14 protein-coding genes and 1 pseudogene are annotated in these 12514 nt (G+C 45.6%); 14 read left to right on the forward strand and 1 reads right to left on the reverse strand.

Translation table 11 applies throughout. The annotated features are described in order from the left end of the window. The first annotated feature begins 70 nt into the window (after window positions 1–70). From I8U27_RS06910 to I8U27_RS06930, 5 genes and pseudogenes are all read left to right on the forward strand, one after another. Complete coding sequence (locus I8U27_RS06910; protein WP_181751342.1) at window positions 71–1582, forward strand: reverse transcriptase/maturase family protein; 1512 nt, start codon at window positions 71–73, stop codon at window positions 1580–1582. A 426-nt stretch (window positions 1583–2008) separates the two neighbouring features. Next, window positions 2009–2728: pseudogene (locus I8U27_RS06915) on the forward strand (ParA family protein); the annotation flags it as partial. Then, window positions 2721–3584, forward strand: coding sequence for a ParB/RepB/Spo0J family partition protein (locus I8U27_RS06920; protein ID WP_181751341.1), 864 nt, complete (start codon window positions 2721–2723; stop codon window positions 3582–3584). The pseudogene I8U27_RS06915 and the gene I8U27_RS06920, both read left to right, overlap by 8 nt. Window positions 3585–3609: 25 nt before the next feature. Next, window positions 3610–4755: an aminotransferase class V-fold PLP-dependent enzyme gene (locus I8U27_RS06925; RefSeq protein ID WP_181751340.1), complete on the forward strand. Its 1146-nt coding sequence runs from the start codon at window positions 3610–3612 to the stop codon at window positions 4753–4755. Between the two features lie 7 nt (window positions 4756–4762). Further along, window positions 4763–5464, forward strand: a complete 702-nt coding sequence (locus I8U27_RS06930; RefSeq protein WP_181751339.1) for a DUF554 domain-containing protein — start codon at window positions 4763–4765, stop codon at window positions 5462–5464. A gap of 244 nt (window positions 5465–5708) precedes the next feature. On the opposite strand, the gene yyaC is transcribed toward I8U27_RS06930, so the two are convergent. Next, a complete protein-coding gene (gene yyaC, locus I8U27_RS06935; RefSeq protein WP_232345291.1) occupies window positions 5709–6332 on the reverse strand; it encodes a spore protease YyaC in 624 nt (207 codons plus the stop codon). A gap of 98 nt (window positions 6333–6430) precedes the next feature. Here yyaC and I8U27_RS06940 point away from each other — a divergent pair, with 98 nt between their 5' ends. The 9 genes from I8U27_RS06940 (at window position 6431) to I8U27_RS06980 (ending at window position 12471) form a co-directional block, all read left to right on the forward strand. Further along, on the forward strand, window positions 6431–7489 hold the full coding sequence (locus I8U27_RS06940) for a YkvI family membrane protein (protein WP_181751338.1): 1059 nt from the start codon (window positions 6431–6433) through the stop codon (window positions 7487–7489). A 77-nt stretch (window positions 7490–7566) separates the two neighbouring features. Further along, window positions 7567–8169, forward strand: coding sequence for a lysophospholipid acyltransferase family protein (locus I8U27_RS06945; protein ID WP_181751337.1), 603 nt, complete (start codon window positions 7567–7569; stop codon window positions 8167–8169). Between the two features lie 74 nt (window positions 8170–8243). Then, on the forward strand, window positions 8244–8453 hold the full coding sequence (locus I8U27_RS06950; RefSeq protein ID WP_181751336.1) for a DUF951 domain-containing protein: 210 nt from the start codon (window positions 8244–8246) through the stop codon (window positions 8451–8453). A gap of 288 nt (window positions 8454–8741) precedes the next feature. Then, window positions 8742–9842 carry a redox-regulated ATPase YchF gene (gene ychF, locus I8U27_RS06955; RefSeq protein WP_181751335.1) on the forward strand — a complete coding sequence of 367 codons (1101 nt, stop codon included), beginning with the start codon at window positions 8742–8744 and terminating at the stop codon, window positions 9840–9842. A 134-nt stretch (window positions 9843–9976) separates the two neighbouring features. Further along, complete coding sequence (rpsF, locus tag I8U27_RS06960; RefSeq protein WP_181751334.1) at window positions 9977–10267, forward strand: 30S ribosomal protein S6; 291 nt, start codon at window positions 9977–9979, stop codon at window positions 10265–10267. A gap of 60 nt (window positions 10268–10327) precedes the next feature. Continuing rightward, complete coding sequence (gene ssb / locus I8U27_RS06965) at window positions 10328–10804, forward strand: single-stranded DNA-binding protein (RefSeq protein WP_181751333.1); 477 nt, start codon at window positions 10328–10330, stop codon at window positions 10802–10804. Window positions 10805–10848: 44 nt separating this feature from the next. After that, window positions 10849–11076: a 30S ribosomal protein S18 gene (gene rpsR, locus I8U27_RS06970; protein ID WP_181751332.1), complete on the forward strand. Its 228-nt coding sequence runs from the start codon at window positions 10849–10851 to the stop codon at window positions 11074–11076. A 167-nt stretch (window positions 11077–11243) separates the two neighbouring features. Continuing rightward, window positions 11244–11555 carry a MazG-like family protein gene (locus I8U27_RS06975; RefSeq protein WP_181751331.1) on the forward strand — a complete coding sequence of 104 codons (312 nt, stop codon included), beginning with the start codon at window positions 11244–11246 and terminating at the stop codon, window positions 11553–11555. Between the two features lie 7 nt (window positions 11556–11562). Continuing rightward, a complete protein-coding gene (locus I8U27_RS06980) occupies window positions 11563–12471 on the forward strand; it encodes a DUF2232 domain-containing protein (protein ID WP_181751330.1) in 909 nt (302 codons plus the stop codon). Window positions 12472–12514 lie beyond the last annotated feature (43 nt).

Below are 12514 nucleotides of genomic sequence, written 5' to 3' on the forward strand. Positions count from 1 at the left end.
GCAGGGAAAGCCTGCTGCAAGGCGAAGGAGGGCAGGTCGTTCAAATGATAGTATTATGGAGGTATGCGGAATGCAGAAAGCCGAAGTAATTCTGTCATTGCTAAGCCAAAAAGCCAGAAACGATGAGAATTTTGTTTTTCGGAGACTTTACCGCAACCTGTTTAACCCTGACTTTTACTCGTACAGCTACAGGCAATGGTGCAGGCTGCAAGGCAACAGTATGGCTCGAGATTCGGAAAAGATGAGTGGCTTCAACACGGCAATGGTAGATACCATCATCCAAAAGATGAAAAGTGAGACTTACTACCCAAAGTCTGCGAGCCATGTTCGCCCAAATAAGGGAATAAAGCTTCCGTATTTTGAATCCCCCGCTCTTGAAGATCACCTGGTTCAAGAGGCACTCAGGCTGATGTTGGAGGCGATCTACGAACCGGGATTTTTGGACACCTCCCACGGGTTTCGTCCCAACCGCGGTTGCCATACGATTCTTTATCAGATTAAAACGGAGTGCAAAAAGGCAAACTGGGTGTTTCAGGGGGAGATTGAAAGCTTATTTGAACAGATCAACTCTGATATTTTGATCTATCTGTTAAGAAAAAGAATAGATGACGGAAGATTATTGGAGTTGATCAGGAGGTTCCTGCATGCAGGACTTACAAAGTGTAAACAGGGAGACTGTGATTACTCGGGTGTACCTCAATGCAGCGGGATCAACTGTCTGCTGGTGAATATCTATCTTCATGAACTTGATTTGTTTATGCAACAGACGATCGACATGTACATAGACCCGAAACAAACGGACAGTGATGATTTCCGCGTTTGCAAGCCAAAAGAGAGGATTCAATATTTTCGTTACAGCGACCGTTTTATCGTTTGCGTCACTGGACCGAAGAGAATAGCGGAATCTCTCCGGAATCAGATACAAAGCTTTCTTAAACAACACTTGGCCCTGGAACTGAATTTGGAAAAGTCCCGGATTAGCAATCTGGCTCACGAACGGGTTCGGTTTCTTGGATATGATATTAAAAAAACGGTTTGTTTTTCCGGAAAGCCCCAAACGAGACAGAATGCGAAAAAGAAAAGCTATGCCGAAACAATCCAATTATTAGTTCCAAACGAAGTTATACGAAAAGCGGTAAACCCTTTTTGTCAAAACGGAAAACCTGTTTATCACAATGCCAGAATTCACTTGCCCCTTCCGGAGTTGATTGAGCAGTACAACTTTGAAATTCGCCGTCTGTACCGGTATTATTGCCTTGCCGCAGATGTAAGCGCGAAATTGAACAAGTTTCGCTACTATCACTATTACAGCCTGGTTAAGACGATTTCCAAGAAGGAGAAGTGTTCGGTTAAAAAGATCCTCCACAGATACGGAATTGATGTAAAACGAAAACAGGGCACGGGTACCAAAAAACTGCTTGGAGTTAGATACCGAACAAAAAATGGTCAGGAAAAACTGGTCACTTACTTTAATGATCCTTTGAAGAAAAAGGAAAGACCGGATCAAACCGCTTGCGATGATCTCTTCAATGCGGAATTCGGGATGGACAGGTTTCGGTGCAGTAACAGAAAATCCTCATGACCTGGGAGACACAACTCTGGCATGAAAGTTTAATCATGCCGGGGAAGCAGAAATCCGGGAAGCGCCCTTTTGGCGACCAACCGAGCGGAAAAAACGGGACAAGGGACAAAAAGCGGGGCAACTCTTCCTCGCCCCCGCTTCCCTGCCGTTTGCCTACACCTCTTGTACAATTTTTGGAGCGGCCATTTTTACTTCCTCGCAGGGCGCCGGACGGGAGCAAGACAGAATTCTGCCCTCTCCCTTAGTTACACATATTTTCATAGAAAAAACTCTCATCGTTTCCGAAAAAGTTACTTAGACCAAGATCGTAACGGGCTTAGGAACGGCTGGAGAGCCGAATACATCGAAAGGTGTACGTTCGGTTCGGAGGGGGGGCCCGGAAACCTTCCATGGCGACATGGAAAGGCGCCGGGTTTCCTACCCTACAAGACAACAACTGCAATTAACCTGGCTGCCTGCATTGCAGCCACGGGGAGAAAAGTATTGCTTGTTGATATTGATCCCCAGGGAAACACAACCAGTGGTTTAGGAATTAACAAAGCAGATGTTAAACAATGCATTTATGATGTACTGATCAATGATGCTGAGATTGAAAAAGTGATGCTTCCTACATCTGTGGAAAATTTGTGGATGCTTCCCGCTACCATTCAGTTAGCAGGTGCTGAAATTGAATTATCACAGGCAATTTCCAGGGAGTTACGCCTAAAGAGAGCACTGCAACAGGTCAAAAACGAATTTTCATATATATTTATTGACTGTCCGCCATCTTTGGGGATCATTACACTGAATGCCTTAACTGCTTCTGAATCGGTGTTAATTCCAATTCAATGTGAATTTTATGCTTTAGAAGGACTGGGACAGCTCCTGAATACGATTCGGATTGTGCAAAAACATCTGAATAAAAACCTGGAAATCGAAGGAGTCGTCCTTACAATGTTTGATGGGCGGACCAACTTATCCGTGCAAGTGATGGATGAAGTGAAGAAGTATTTTCAGAAGAAAGTGTATCAAACAGTTATTCCACGCAATATCCGTCTCAGTGAAGCACCCAGCCACGGTCAACCCATTTTAACCTACGATGCCCGCTCCCGCGGGGCAGAGTGCTATAATGAACTGGCTAGGGAAGTGGTGATGCAAAATGAGTAATAAACGATTGGGGAGAGGTTTAAATGCTCTCTTCACTCAGGTAGACGTCACGGAAGAGGATGTGGCGAATGAAGCGAGCATCAGCGACCTTCGTCCCAATCCGTATCAACCACGAAAACGCTTTGATGACGAATCTTTAAGTGAACTTACCAATTCGATTAAACAGCATGGAGTTGTTCAACCTCTGATCGTAAGAAAAAGCATTCGGGGGTACGAAATTGTTGCAGGTGAGCGCCGATTTCGCGCAGCAAAATTAGCGGGACTGGAAACGCTGCCGATTGTTGTACGGGAATTCAGTGATGAGCAGATGATGGAGATCGCCCTGATTGAAAACTTGCAACGAGAAGACCTTAATCCGATGGAAATCGCCCATGCGTATCAAAAGCTGATGAATCACCTGGGCATCACCCAGGAAGCGCTGGCGGAGCGAGTGGGAAAAAGCCGTCCGCATGTGACCAACTTCCTGCGCTTACTTCAACTTCCTGCAGAAATCCAGGATGATGTTTCACGTGGAACATTGTCTATGGGCCACGCGCGTGCCTTGCTGGGAGTGAAAGAGGTTGACTTGCAAAAGAAATTGGCAGCTAAAGTAAAAAAAGAAAAAGCCAGTGTACGTCAATTGGAAGAATGGATTCAGAAGGTCAATAAGGTTGTTCCCAAACAGGATAAACCACAGCCTAGATCCTATATTGATCCTGAGATTAAACGGTACGAAGACTTGTTGCAACAGGTATTTAGCACACCTGTCAGGATTAAACACGGCCGCAAAAAAGGGAAAATCGAAATTGAGTACTTTTCAGAGCGGGAGTTGGAAAGGCTGGTAGAATTATTAAATCAAGAAAGAGTAATCGAGTAAGTTTACAGAACTGGCACCAAAAGGGGTGAGGAGATTGATATATCTCGACAATGCTGCTTCCACATGGCCGAAACCCCCTGGCATAGCTGATGCGGTAAAAGAGGCAATCACTGATTATGGAGCTAATCCGGGGCGAGGCAGCCATCAACTGGCCGCCCGGGCAGAACAAACGATTGCCAACACTCGAAACAGGCTTTCCCAATTGCTAGGAGTGCGTGATCCTAGCAATCTTTTATTTTGTTTGAATACCACTCATGCAATCAACCTGGCACTCAAAGGCTTATTGCGTGAAGGAGATCATATCATTCTGACCGGTTGGGAACATAATGCAGTATCCAGGCCCGTGGAGTGGCTCAAGCATCAGTTGCATATTGAGGCAACCCTGATCTCAACTGCCGAAAATGAAGAGTGGGCCGGACGGGTTAAGCAGGAGATCCGAAGCAATACTCGCTTAATTGTAACCATTCACGGCTCCAATGTGACCGGAAATACCCTTCCTATTGTGGATATAGGCGAAGTGGCCCGGAAACACCGGATCTACTATTTGGTTGACGGGGCACAAACAACAGGATTGCTGCCGATCAATCTCAATCAATTGCCCATTGATATGTTTGCCTTTCCGGGACATAAAAGCTTATTTGGGCCTCAGGGAACAGGAGGATTATATGTCTCCCCCCATGTCCCGCTCGAACCCATCATTCAAGGCGGAACAGGGAGCCGCTCCGAGAAATTGGACCACCCGGCGGACCGCCCGTTAGGATTTGAAAGCGGAACTCCTAACACTCCCGGAATTGCCGGGTTGGGAGCAGGGGTTGATTTCTTGTTAAAAACAGGGGTTGAAACAGTTTACCAACATGAGATGAAGCTGATTAACCAACTGTGGGAAGGGTTGGCCCGAATTGAGGGGATTAATCTTCTGAGCCCTGCTCCCCCCGATTTACCGATCCTGTCTTTTAATATCAAAGATGTGGATGGAATCGAAGTAGCCGCTATTTTGGACCAGCATTATCAGATTGCCGTGAGAGCAGGATTTCATTGTGCAGCCCTTGCCCACCAGAGCCTGGGAACAGACAATAGAGGAGCTGTACGGGTAAGTCCTGGCTATTTTAATACACAGAAGGAAATGGAACAGTTTCTCCAGGCAATTCGTGACATCAGTCAAGTTTTTTAAGCGGGCGGTGACTGCAGCATTGTTACTGGGAACGATCGTGAACGCAATCGCTATATGCATCGGTGCCTTTATCGGCAGATGGTTGAGACGAATGGAAGAAAAAATGAATCAAACCGTCATGCAGGGAATTGCTCTGGTTATCGTAATTATCGGAATGACAATGGCCCTTGAGACAGATCAAATTCTGTTAGTTCTCCTCTCAATCGTGCTGGGCGGAGTGATCGGGAGTTTGTTGAAGATCGAAGAAAGATTGGAATACTGGAGCAAAATGCTTGAACAGAAGTTTGGCGGGGAAAGCCAATTTGCCAACAGTTTTGTTGCCGGGATGCTCGTTTTTTGCGTTGGCCCAATGGCGATCCTGGGGGGACTGGACAGCGGGCTTAGAAACCATCATGATATTCTGTTTACAAAGTCCATCTTAGATGGTTTTATCGCAGCTATTTTTTCATCTACCCTTGGTATCGGAGTTATCTTTTCTGCTATCCCGGTCTTTCTTTATCAAGGGCTTATTGCCCTGTCTGCTTCATGGATTACCCAGTTTTTCAGCCAGGCCGCGCTTGACCAAATGATTCAGCAAATAACCGCTGTAGGAGGGATTTTAATCATTGCAATCGGTTGTAATCTGTTGCGGATTACATCCATTCCAGTCGCTAATTTGCTCCCGGCCCTGTTATTGGCAGCCATTGGGGCACCTTTTATTCAGTATTGAGACGGGTTTGTAATGGCCCCCTGCGGTATATTTTCAAAGAAAACCTTCATGACTTGGCGACACAATCACGGAAAAAAAGTTTTTTCATGCCGGGGAAGCAGAAATCTGGGGAGCCATCTCTACTTCCTTGAAGGGCTCCAATCGGGAGAGAGACAGAATTCTGCCTTCCCCTTAGACACACACTTTCACAGGAAAAAGAAGCTGTTTGAAATCACTTCAAAACGGCTTCTTTTTTTTATACAGATTAGAAATAATTTTGTTGAAGGCTGCGGGTGGTTTGCGGTTCTGGTCCCTTTGTTTGAATGCTGGCTTTCATGATAGAAGCAGAAATCACTTCTGCCATGTTCATGACAATGCTTAATCGTGTGTTTTGCAGTACGAAGTATTCCATAAACCCGGCCACATTCACAATACCGGTAATATGGACTTTACCGATTGAGGGGAGGTTTTTATTCACCCCGGCCCCCGGTTTGATCGGACCTAAGCCCACTTGAATCCATCCTACGCTTTTATACTGACCCAGGCAGGCATCAACTGCGATTACAAGCGCATTTGGATGCTCTTTGTTTATATGCGAAATCGTTGACGATAAGTTGATGGCGTGAACAGGCTCGTCCAAGGTTCCGTATATCTTTAGGTGGGAAGGAGCTTCTCTGGATAACAATGTTCCCACTAAGGGTCCCAGAGAGTCTCCGGTTGAGCGGTCAGTACCGATACAAACGCAAATCATCTCAGAACAGGGCATATATTCATGCAGGGCAATATAAAGATGCTCTGCAAAAGTATCTTTGGCGTAAGGATGTGTATATTCAACCCGGTAGGGCAGAGTTGGCACATCGGGCATATTTACCGAATGAAGCTCTCTCATAGAGGGTACCTCCGGAAAATTTATCCTTATCAGTATACGGATAAATTCCGGCAAATATACATATAAGGACAACCCGCATTTGATAGAGGAGTGTTTCGATGCGATTCAGTCTATGGCAATCATTCAAGATTGGTATGACGATTGTGGGAACCACCATTGGAGCAGGATTTGCCTCAGGGAGAGAAATATGGGAGTTTTTTGGATCATACGGGGAGACAAGTCATTATAATATTATTCTTTCGATGTGTGTATTTTTTTTCGCCACCATTATATTGCTGACAATCAGCTGGCAGAAAAAAACCAACCATTATTCAGAAGTGCTGGAACAAATCATGGGTCCTTATCTCACCCGGTTATTTGATTGGATTGTTCTTTTCTTTCTTTTGTCTACAACTGTTGTCATGATCGCAGGAAGCGGGGCTGCATTTGTGCAGTGGAAGGGAGATGATTCTTTTATTTTAGGATGCATTATAATGATGATTGCTGTATTTGTTGTATTACTCTTCGATTTGAAGGGACTCATGTCCATGAATATACTGATTATACCATTGTTAATTATCATCCTCCTGATTGTCTGTGTGTGGTTTCTGCAGGTGCATCCGGGTGATTATGATATGGCGAGAACAAACTCTCATTTACCCGCTTGGCCTTCAGCGATCTCTTACGCGGCATTTAATATTATTTCTTTATTGGCTGTTCTTTCAACAATGGGTTCACAAATTCAACATCATTTGGAAATTTGGCTGGCTGCTGCTTTCAGCATGGTTTGTCTGGGCGGGATTGCTATTCTCTACAACTATTCATTGCTTAAAATTGAACATTTAATGTCACAATATGAAATTCCTTTATTTGCTCTCGTGGAAGATTATTCTCCCTTTTGGGTTTCCCTGATTACTTGTGTACTTTGGTTTGCAATCTACACAACTGCGATCAGCAATGTATATGGGCTGGTTTTTCGATTGAACAGTTTAGTTTCCTGGCCGCGGTGGATGATTGGATTGATCAGTTTACTGGTTCTTGCTCCGTTAAGCCAGTTTGGATTTACCAACCTGGTTCAATTCCTTTATCCCTTATACGGTGTTATCAATCTATTTATTTTAGCTTCTATCCTGCTATATCCATTTTCACAATCTCATCACTCCACGCAAAAGAAATGAGTATAATGGGTGTAAGAGTGTGCGAACCCTGTTTTAAAAAGGAATATGAAAATTGGAAAGGAGACTCGTCCGCAGCGATGATTTATTCAATAGCCAAGGTGTTTGTAAAGGTTTTTCTACATATCTATCATCGTGTCCGTGTGGATGGTACAGACAAAATACCGATGAGTGGCCCGCTCATTGTTGTTGGAAATCATGTGAGTAATTTGGATCCGTTTTACATTGGAGCGATGTTTCCGAGAGCAATTCATTATATGGCTAAACATGAGGTGTTTCATAACCCCATCCTTCGCCGGCTTCTCCGGATCGCCGGGGCGTTTCCGGTGAATCGGGAGAAGCCGGAAACTCAAACCATGCGCACTGCTCTTAACTATCTAAAGAATGGGGAAGTTGTCGGTATCTTTCCGGAAGGGGGGAGAAAAGAAGATCACTCCTTCCAGGAGTTGAAGCAAGGGGCGGCCTATTTAGCTGTAAAACAACAGTGCCCGGTCGTTCCCGTGTTTATCTCAGGAACAGAAGTAGCTCTGCCACGGGGAGCGAGTTGGATCAAACCGGCTCGAATTACGATTCAAGTAGGGTCACCGATCGAACCGCCGCCCACGGGTTCTGCCAAAGAGAAACAAGCCCGGGTCAGCCAACAGATTCAGCAGGAACTGGTTACCCTGAAGACGTGTAACTAAGCGGGCCAAATTGTTGAATTTCACAAGCTAACTTTCTATAATATTAGCAACCGTTAAAGAGAGAGTGATCCGATGTGCAACGAAAGCAATTTGGTCTGGGTGATATTGTGGAGATGAAAAAGCCCCATCCCTGTGGGACGAATGCCTGGAAAGTGATTCGGATGGGGATGGATATCCGGATGAAGTGCACAGGCTGTGGACACAGTGTTCTTTTGCCACGGGCACGTTTTGAACAGCGGTTAAAACGAGTGCTGTCCTCTGCCGGTGATTCAGCCGAATCCTGATTCACGATGTGTAAGCACCTTGTCAAGGGTGCTCTTTTTAATGTCTGAAATAGAATAGCGTGCATCATAACTTTCCGCTATAATGAACAAGGATTATGATGGGTGTTCCAAAGATGGTTGAAATGATTCACTCCAATTTAAAAGGGATTTTATAAATAACTCCGGCGATATGTGAAGCATGTTTCAGGTATTTGCCCGTATTTTGTGCGTACGGGACGGTTTGCATAAGCTGAAAGGCTGTTCACCTTTTCATGTTGGAGAGTTTTTTAAACCAGAGGAGGTGCCTCGATGGCATTGACAACAGGTATTGTGGGACTGCCCAATGTAGGTAAATCCACATTGTTTAACGCAATTACTCAAGCAGGAGCAGAGTCGGCCAACTATCCTTTCTGTACGATTGACCCCAATGTGGGGGTGGTCGATGTCCCGGATGAACGTTTACACCGTTTGGCTGCAATGATTCAACCGCAACGGGTGGTTCCTGCCTCATTCCAGTTTGTCGATATTGCCGGCCTGGTGAAAGGGGCCAGCAAAGGAGAAGGGTTGGGGAACAAGTTTTTGTCTCATATTCGTGAGGTAGACGCCATTATCCATGTCGTGCGTTGCTTTGAAGATGAAAACATTACCCATGTCGCAGGCCAGGTGGACCCGGCCAGCGATATTGAAACAATTAATCTCGAACTGGTCCTGGCTGATTTGGAGACGGTGGAAAAACGGATCGACCGGGTCCAGCGGCAAAAGAAAAGCGGGGACAAGCAGGCGATTGCGGAGTATGAGGTGTTGGTACGGTTGCAAGCCGTACTCGCCGAAGGACGGCCAGCCCGTGCAGCAGGTTTAGACCAAGAGGAAAAGCACATAATCAAAAGCTTAAACCTGCTCACTATGAAAAATGTACTCTATGCTGCCAATGTCAGTGAAGAAGAAATGGCCCGTGCGGATAAAAACCCTTATGTACAAACGGTGAAAAGGATTGCCGCCGGTGAGGGGGCCGGAGTCGTCACTATCAGTGCGCAAGTAGAAGCGGAGATTGCCGAACTGGAGGGGGAAGAGCGCGAGCTTTTCTTGCAGGAACTGGGCCTGGAAACCTCAGGGCTGGATCGCCTCATTTCTGCAGCCTACGGTTTACTCGGTTTGATCACCTACTTTACTGCAGGAGAAAAAGAAGTTCGGGCATGGACGATCCGTGAAGGAACCAAAGCCCCACAGGCAGCCGGTGTCATCCACTCTGACTTTGAGCGCGGCTTTATCCGTGCCGAAGTGGTTGGTTACGATGATTTGATTGCCTGCGGTTCTTTAGGGGCTGCCAGAGAGAAAGGATTACTCCGCCTCGAAGGAAAAGATTATATCGTAAACGACGGAGATATTATGAATTTCCGATTTGCTGTTTAGGTTCTTGCTTTATATCAGCCCTTTTGCTACAATGAATTATCGTACATGTTTGTACGCTGTCCATTTTGTGAAAATGTAGCTCCTTGCTCTGCGAGGCAAGCAGAGCCGCTAAGTCCAGAAGGAGGTGGAGTCAGATGCACAAGTATGAATTAATGTTCATCATTCGTCCGGATGTAGATGAGGATACCATTAAAGCCACCCGTGACAAAGTACAATCTGTCATCACGGAAAACGGCGGGGAAATCATCGACACTAATGACATGGGTAAACGCCGTCTCGCTTATTTGATTGACAAGTATCGTGAAGGCATTTACACGGTTTATACTTTCCAGGCGAAGGCGGATGTTGTGACTGAATTGGATCGTGTGATCAATATCAATGACAACATTATTCGTCACCTTGTGATTAACATCAACGAAAAATAATTACAGATAGATGAAAGTTGTAGATCACGAGAGAAACCGATCAAAAGGGAGAGGTTATTCATGCTAAATCGGGTCGTCCTGATCGGTCGGTTAACCCGTGACCCCGAACTGCGCTATACTGCCAGCGGAGTAGCTGTAGCACAGTTTACATTAGCGGTTAACCGTCGTTTTACCAATCAACAAGGGGAACGTGAAGCCGATTTTATCAATATTGTCACTTGGCGCAACCTTGCTGAAAACTGTGCAAACTACCTCAAAAAAGGTTCCCTGGTTGGTTTGGAGGGCCGTCTTCAAACCGGAAAATATGAAAACCAAGAAGGGCGTACTGTCTACACAACAGATGTAGTCGCTGATGATGTGCGGTTTTTAGAATCGCGAAATCGGAGTGAGTCTCCCTCCGACTTTAGAAGCGGCTCTTTTGGCGGCGGCAATAATTACGGCAGCGGAACCGGCTATAATCAAGGCAAACCGATGGATGATCCATTTGCAGATGACGGTAAACCGATCGATATCTCTGACGATGATCTGCCTTTCTAAAATACAGACTTAATCGAAACCGGGTGCAAAAGGAGGGAATGGGTATGGCTCGCCGTCGTGGACATAAACGCCGTAAAGTTTGCTACTTTACGGTAAACAAAATCGACTATATCGATTACAAAGATGTCGATTTGTTGCGCAAGTTTATCAGCGAACGGGGTAAAATCCTGCCACGTCGTGTCACCGGAACCAGTTCAAAATACCAACGCCAATTGACCCGTGCGATCAAGCGGGCACGTCAAATGGCTTTACTACCATATACAAACGACTGATCAATAACAAGGGGCAGGGGATCAACCCGCCCCTGTTTTCGTATATATGTTTATAATCTGCCTGTAACCCGGGCCGGTACACACTTTCACAGAAAAAAGCAGGAAAATGGCGCAGCGATGTGGAAACTTCTCCTAAATCTGTTTAAATTTGGAGGAGTGCAACAGATATGAGCCGGCCGGAACGTGGGGTGCAATTTGCCAAAAGTGTTAAAATAATCGAGTGGCTGAAGACAGAGATTTTGGATCAGATTGCCCATTTATTTAAAGGCATCCATCACGCGAACCAACATGTGATCATAGACAGCCTGTCAAGTTTAATCGTTTCCACTTATGTATTGGCACGGCGCATTGGTTTTTCTTATAGAGAGTTAGACCAGGCAGTTGTGCAAAAATTACGCGAGCATACACTGGAAGGTCACCAATTGGAAGAATGGTATGGTGATCTTTCCACTCTTGAAGAATATTTAAACAAGAGGTGACTTTCGTTTGTCGGAGCACATAAGGGAAGTGGTGAAAGATAGCCTTCTTTGCGTCGGGCTGTTTTTTCTGCTTCTTGCCTCATTGTCAATCCCGTTGATAAATCTCGGTACCCTTTGGTTCCTCCCCCTTCCCTTCCTGATCTTAACAGCCAAACAGCGCCTGACTGCAATGGTCCCGGTTATTCTGTTGTTAGGCGTTCTCATATCCATATTTTCCGGTTATACTCACGCCCCGGTGACGTTGTTCGCTGTATTTATCGGTTTAGTCATGGGATATTTGTATCACCGGAAAAACACCAGCGGAACAGATGTGGTCTTAGGCGGATTTGTCGCCGGTTTAGTTGTCAGCTGGGCCATTCTGCTTGCCGGGCAATATTTTTTTCAGCTCATGGATCGCTTGAGGAAAATCTGGGAAACGGAATGGAACCTGTTTAAGACGGCGGGGTTATTCCCGGAAGGCTTTTCTGTCCCGCCAGTGGAGACGTTTATTCCCGTTTTGCTGTTAGTTGTATTATTTCCCATGGCATTGCTGAATTTTTTGGTTGCCCGTCGGTGGCTGATGAGGAATCAATTCCCCGGGAAATATTTCCCGCCTTTTCGTGATTGGCGTCTGCCCCGCCCCCTTTTTTATTTTTATTTTGTCTCTCTTTTTATCAGCTGGTTCCTTGAGGGAGATGAAAAAAGCTCACTCCTCTTTCTGCTGATAGGAATTTTATGGGTGTTACAAATCCTGTTTCTGGTACAGGGATTTGCATTTGCCGCTTTTCTCCTCCATCATTGGAAAAAGAGCAACGCCTGGCTCATTTTGGTCTTCCTCGTTGCAATGTCTCCGCTATCGGTTATTGTACATCTTCTGGGGATTGTAGATACGGGTTCCCGTTTGCGCGAGAGGATCATTGACAGGGAGAAAGAGTAGATCATGCCGATTTGGTCAATTTTGCTTGGGTCCCGGGAGTTGC

The organism is Paenactinomyces guangxiensis, from assembly GCF_016055185.1.
GTDB lineage: Bacteria > Bacillota > Bacilli > Thermoactinomycetales > Thermoactinomycetaceae > Paenactinomyces > Paenactinomyces guangxiensis.

What these genes read in the sequence shown, in the direction of transcription:
- I8U27_RS06910 (WP_181751342.1), top strand. Translation starts at nt 71, where the DNA reads ATGCAGAAAGCCGAAGTAATTCTGTCATTGCTAAGCCAAAAAGCCAGA.
- I8U27_RS06920 (WP_181751341.1), top strand. Translation starts at nt 2,721, where the DNA reads ATGAGTAATAAACGATTGGGGAGAGGTTTAAATGCTCTCTTCACTCAG.
- yyaC (WP_232345291.1), bottom strand. Translation starts at nt 6,332, where the DNA reads ATGAGAGAGCTTCATTCGGTAAATATGCCCGATGTGCCAACTCTGCCC.
- I8U27_RS06940 (WP_181751338.1), top strand. Translation starts at nt 6,431, where the DNA reads ATGCGATTCAGTCTATGGCAATCATTCAAGATTGGTATGACGATTGTG.
- I8U27_RS06945 (WP_181751337.1), top strand. Translation starts at nt 7,567, where the DNA reads ATGATTTATTCAATAGCCAAGGTGTTTGTAAAGGTTTTTCTACATATC.
- ychF (WP_181751335.1), top strand. Translation starts at nt 8,742, where the DNA reads ATGGCATTGACAACAGGTATTGTGGGACTGCCCAATGTAGGTAAATCC.
- rpsF (WP_181751334.1), top strand. Translation starts at nt 9,977, where the DNA reads ATGCACAAGTATGAATTAATGTTCATCATTCGTCCGGATGTAGATGAG.
- ssb (WP_181751333.1), top strand. Translation starts at nt 10,328, where the DNA reads ATGCTAAATCGGGTCGTCCTGATCGGTCGGTTAACCCGTGACCCCGAA.
- rpsR (WP_181751332.1), top strand. Translation starts at nt 10,849, where the DNA reads ATGGCTCGCCGTCGTGGACATAAACGCCGTAAAGTTTGCTACTTTACG.
- I8U27_RS06975 (WP_181751331.1), top strand. Translation starts at nt 11,244, where the DNA reads ATGAGCCGGCCGGAACGTGGGGTGCAATTTGCCAAAAGTGTTAAAATA.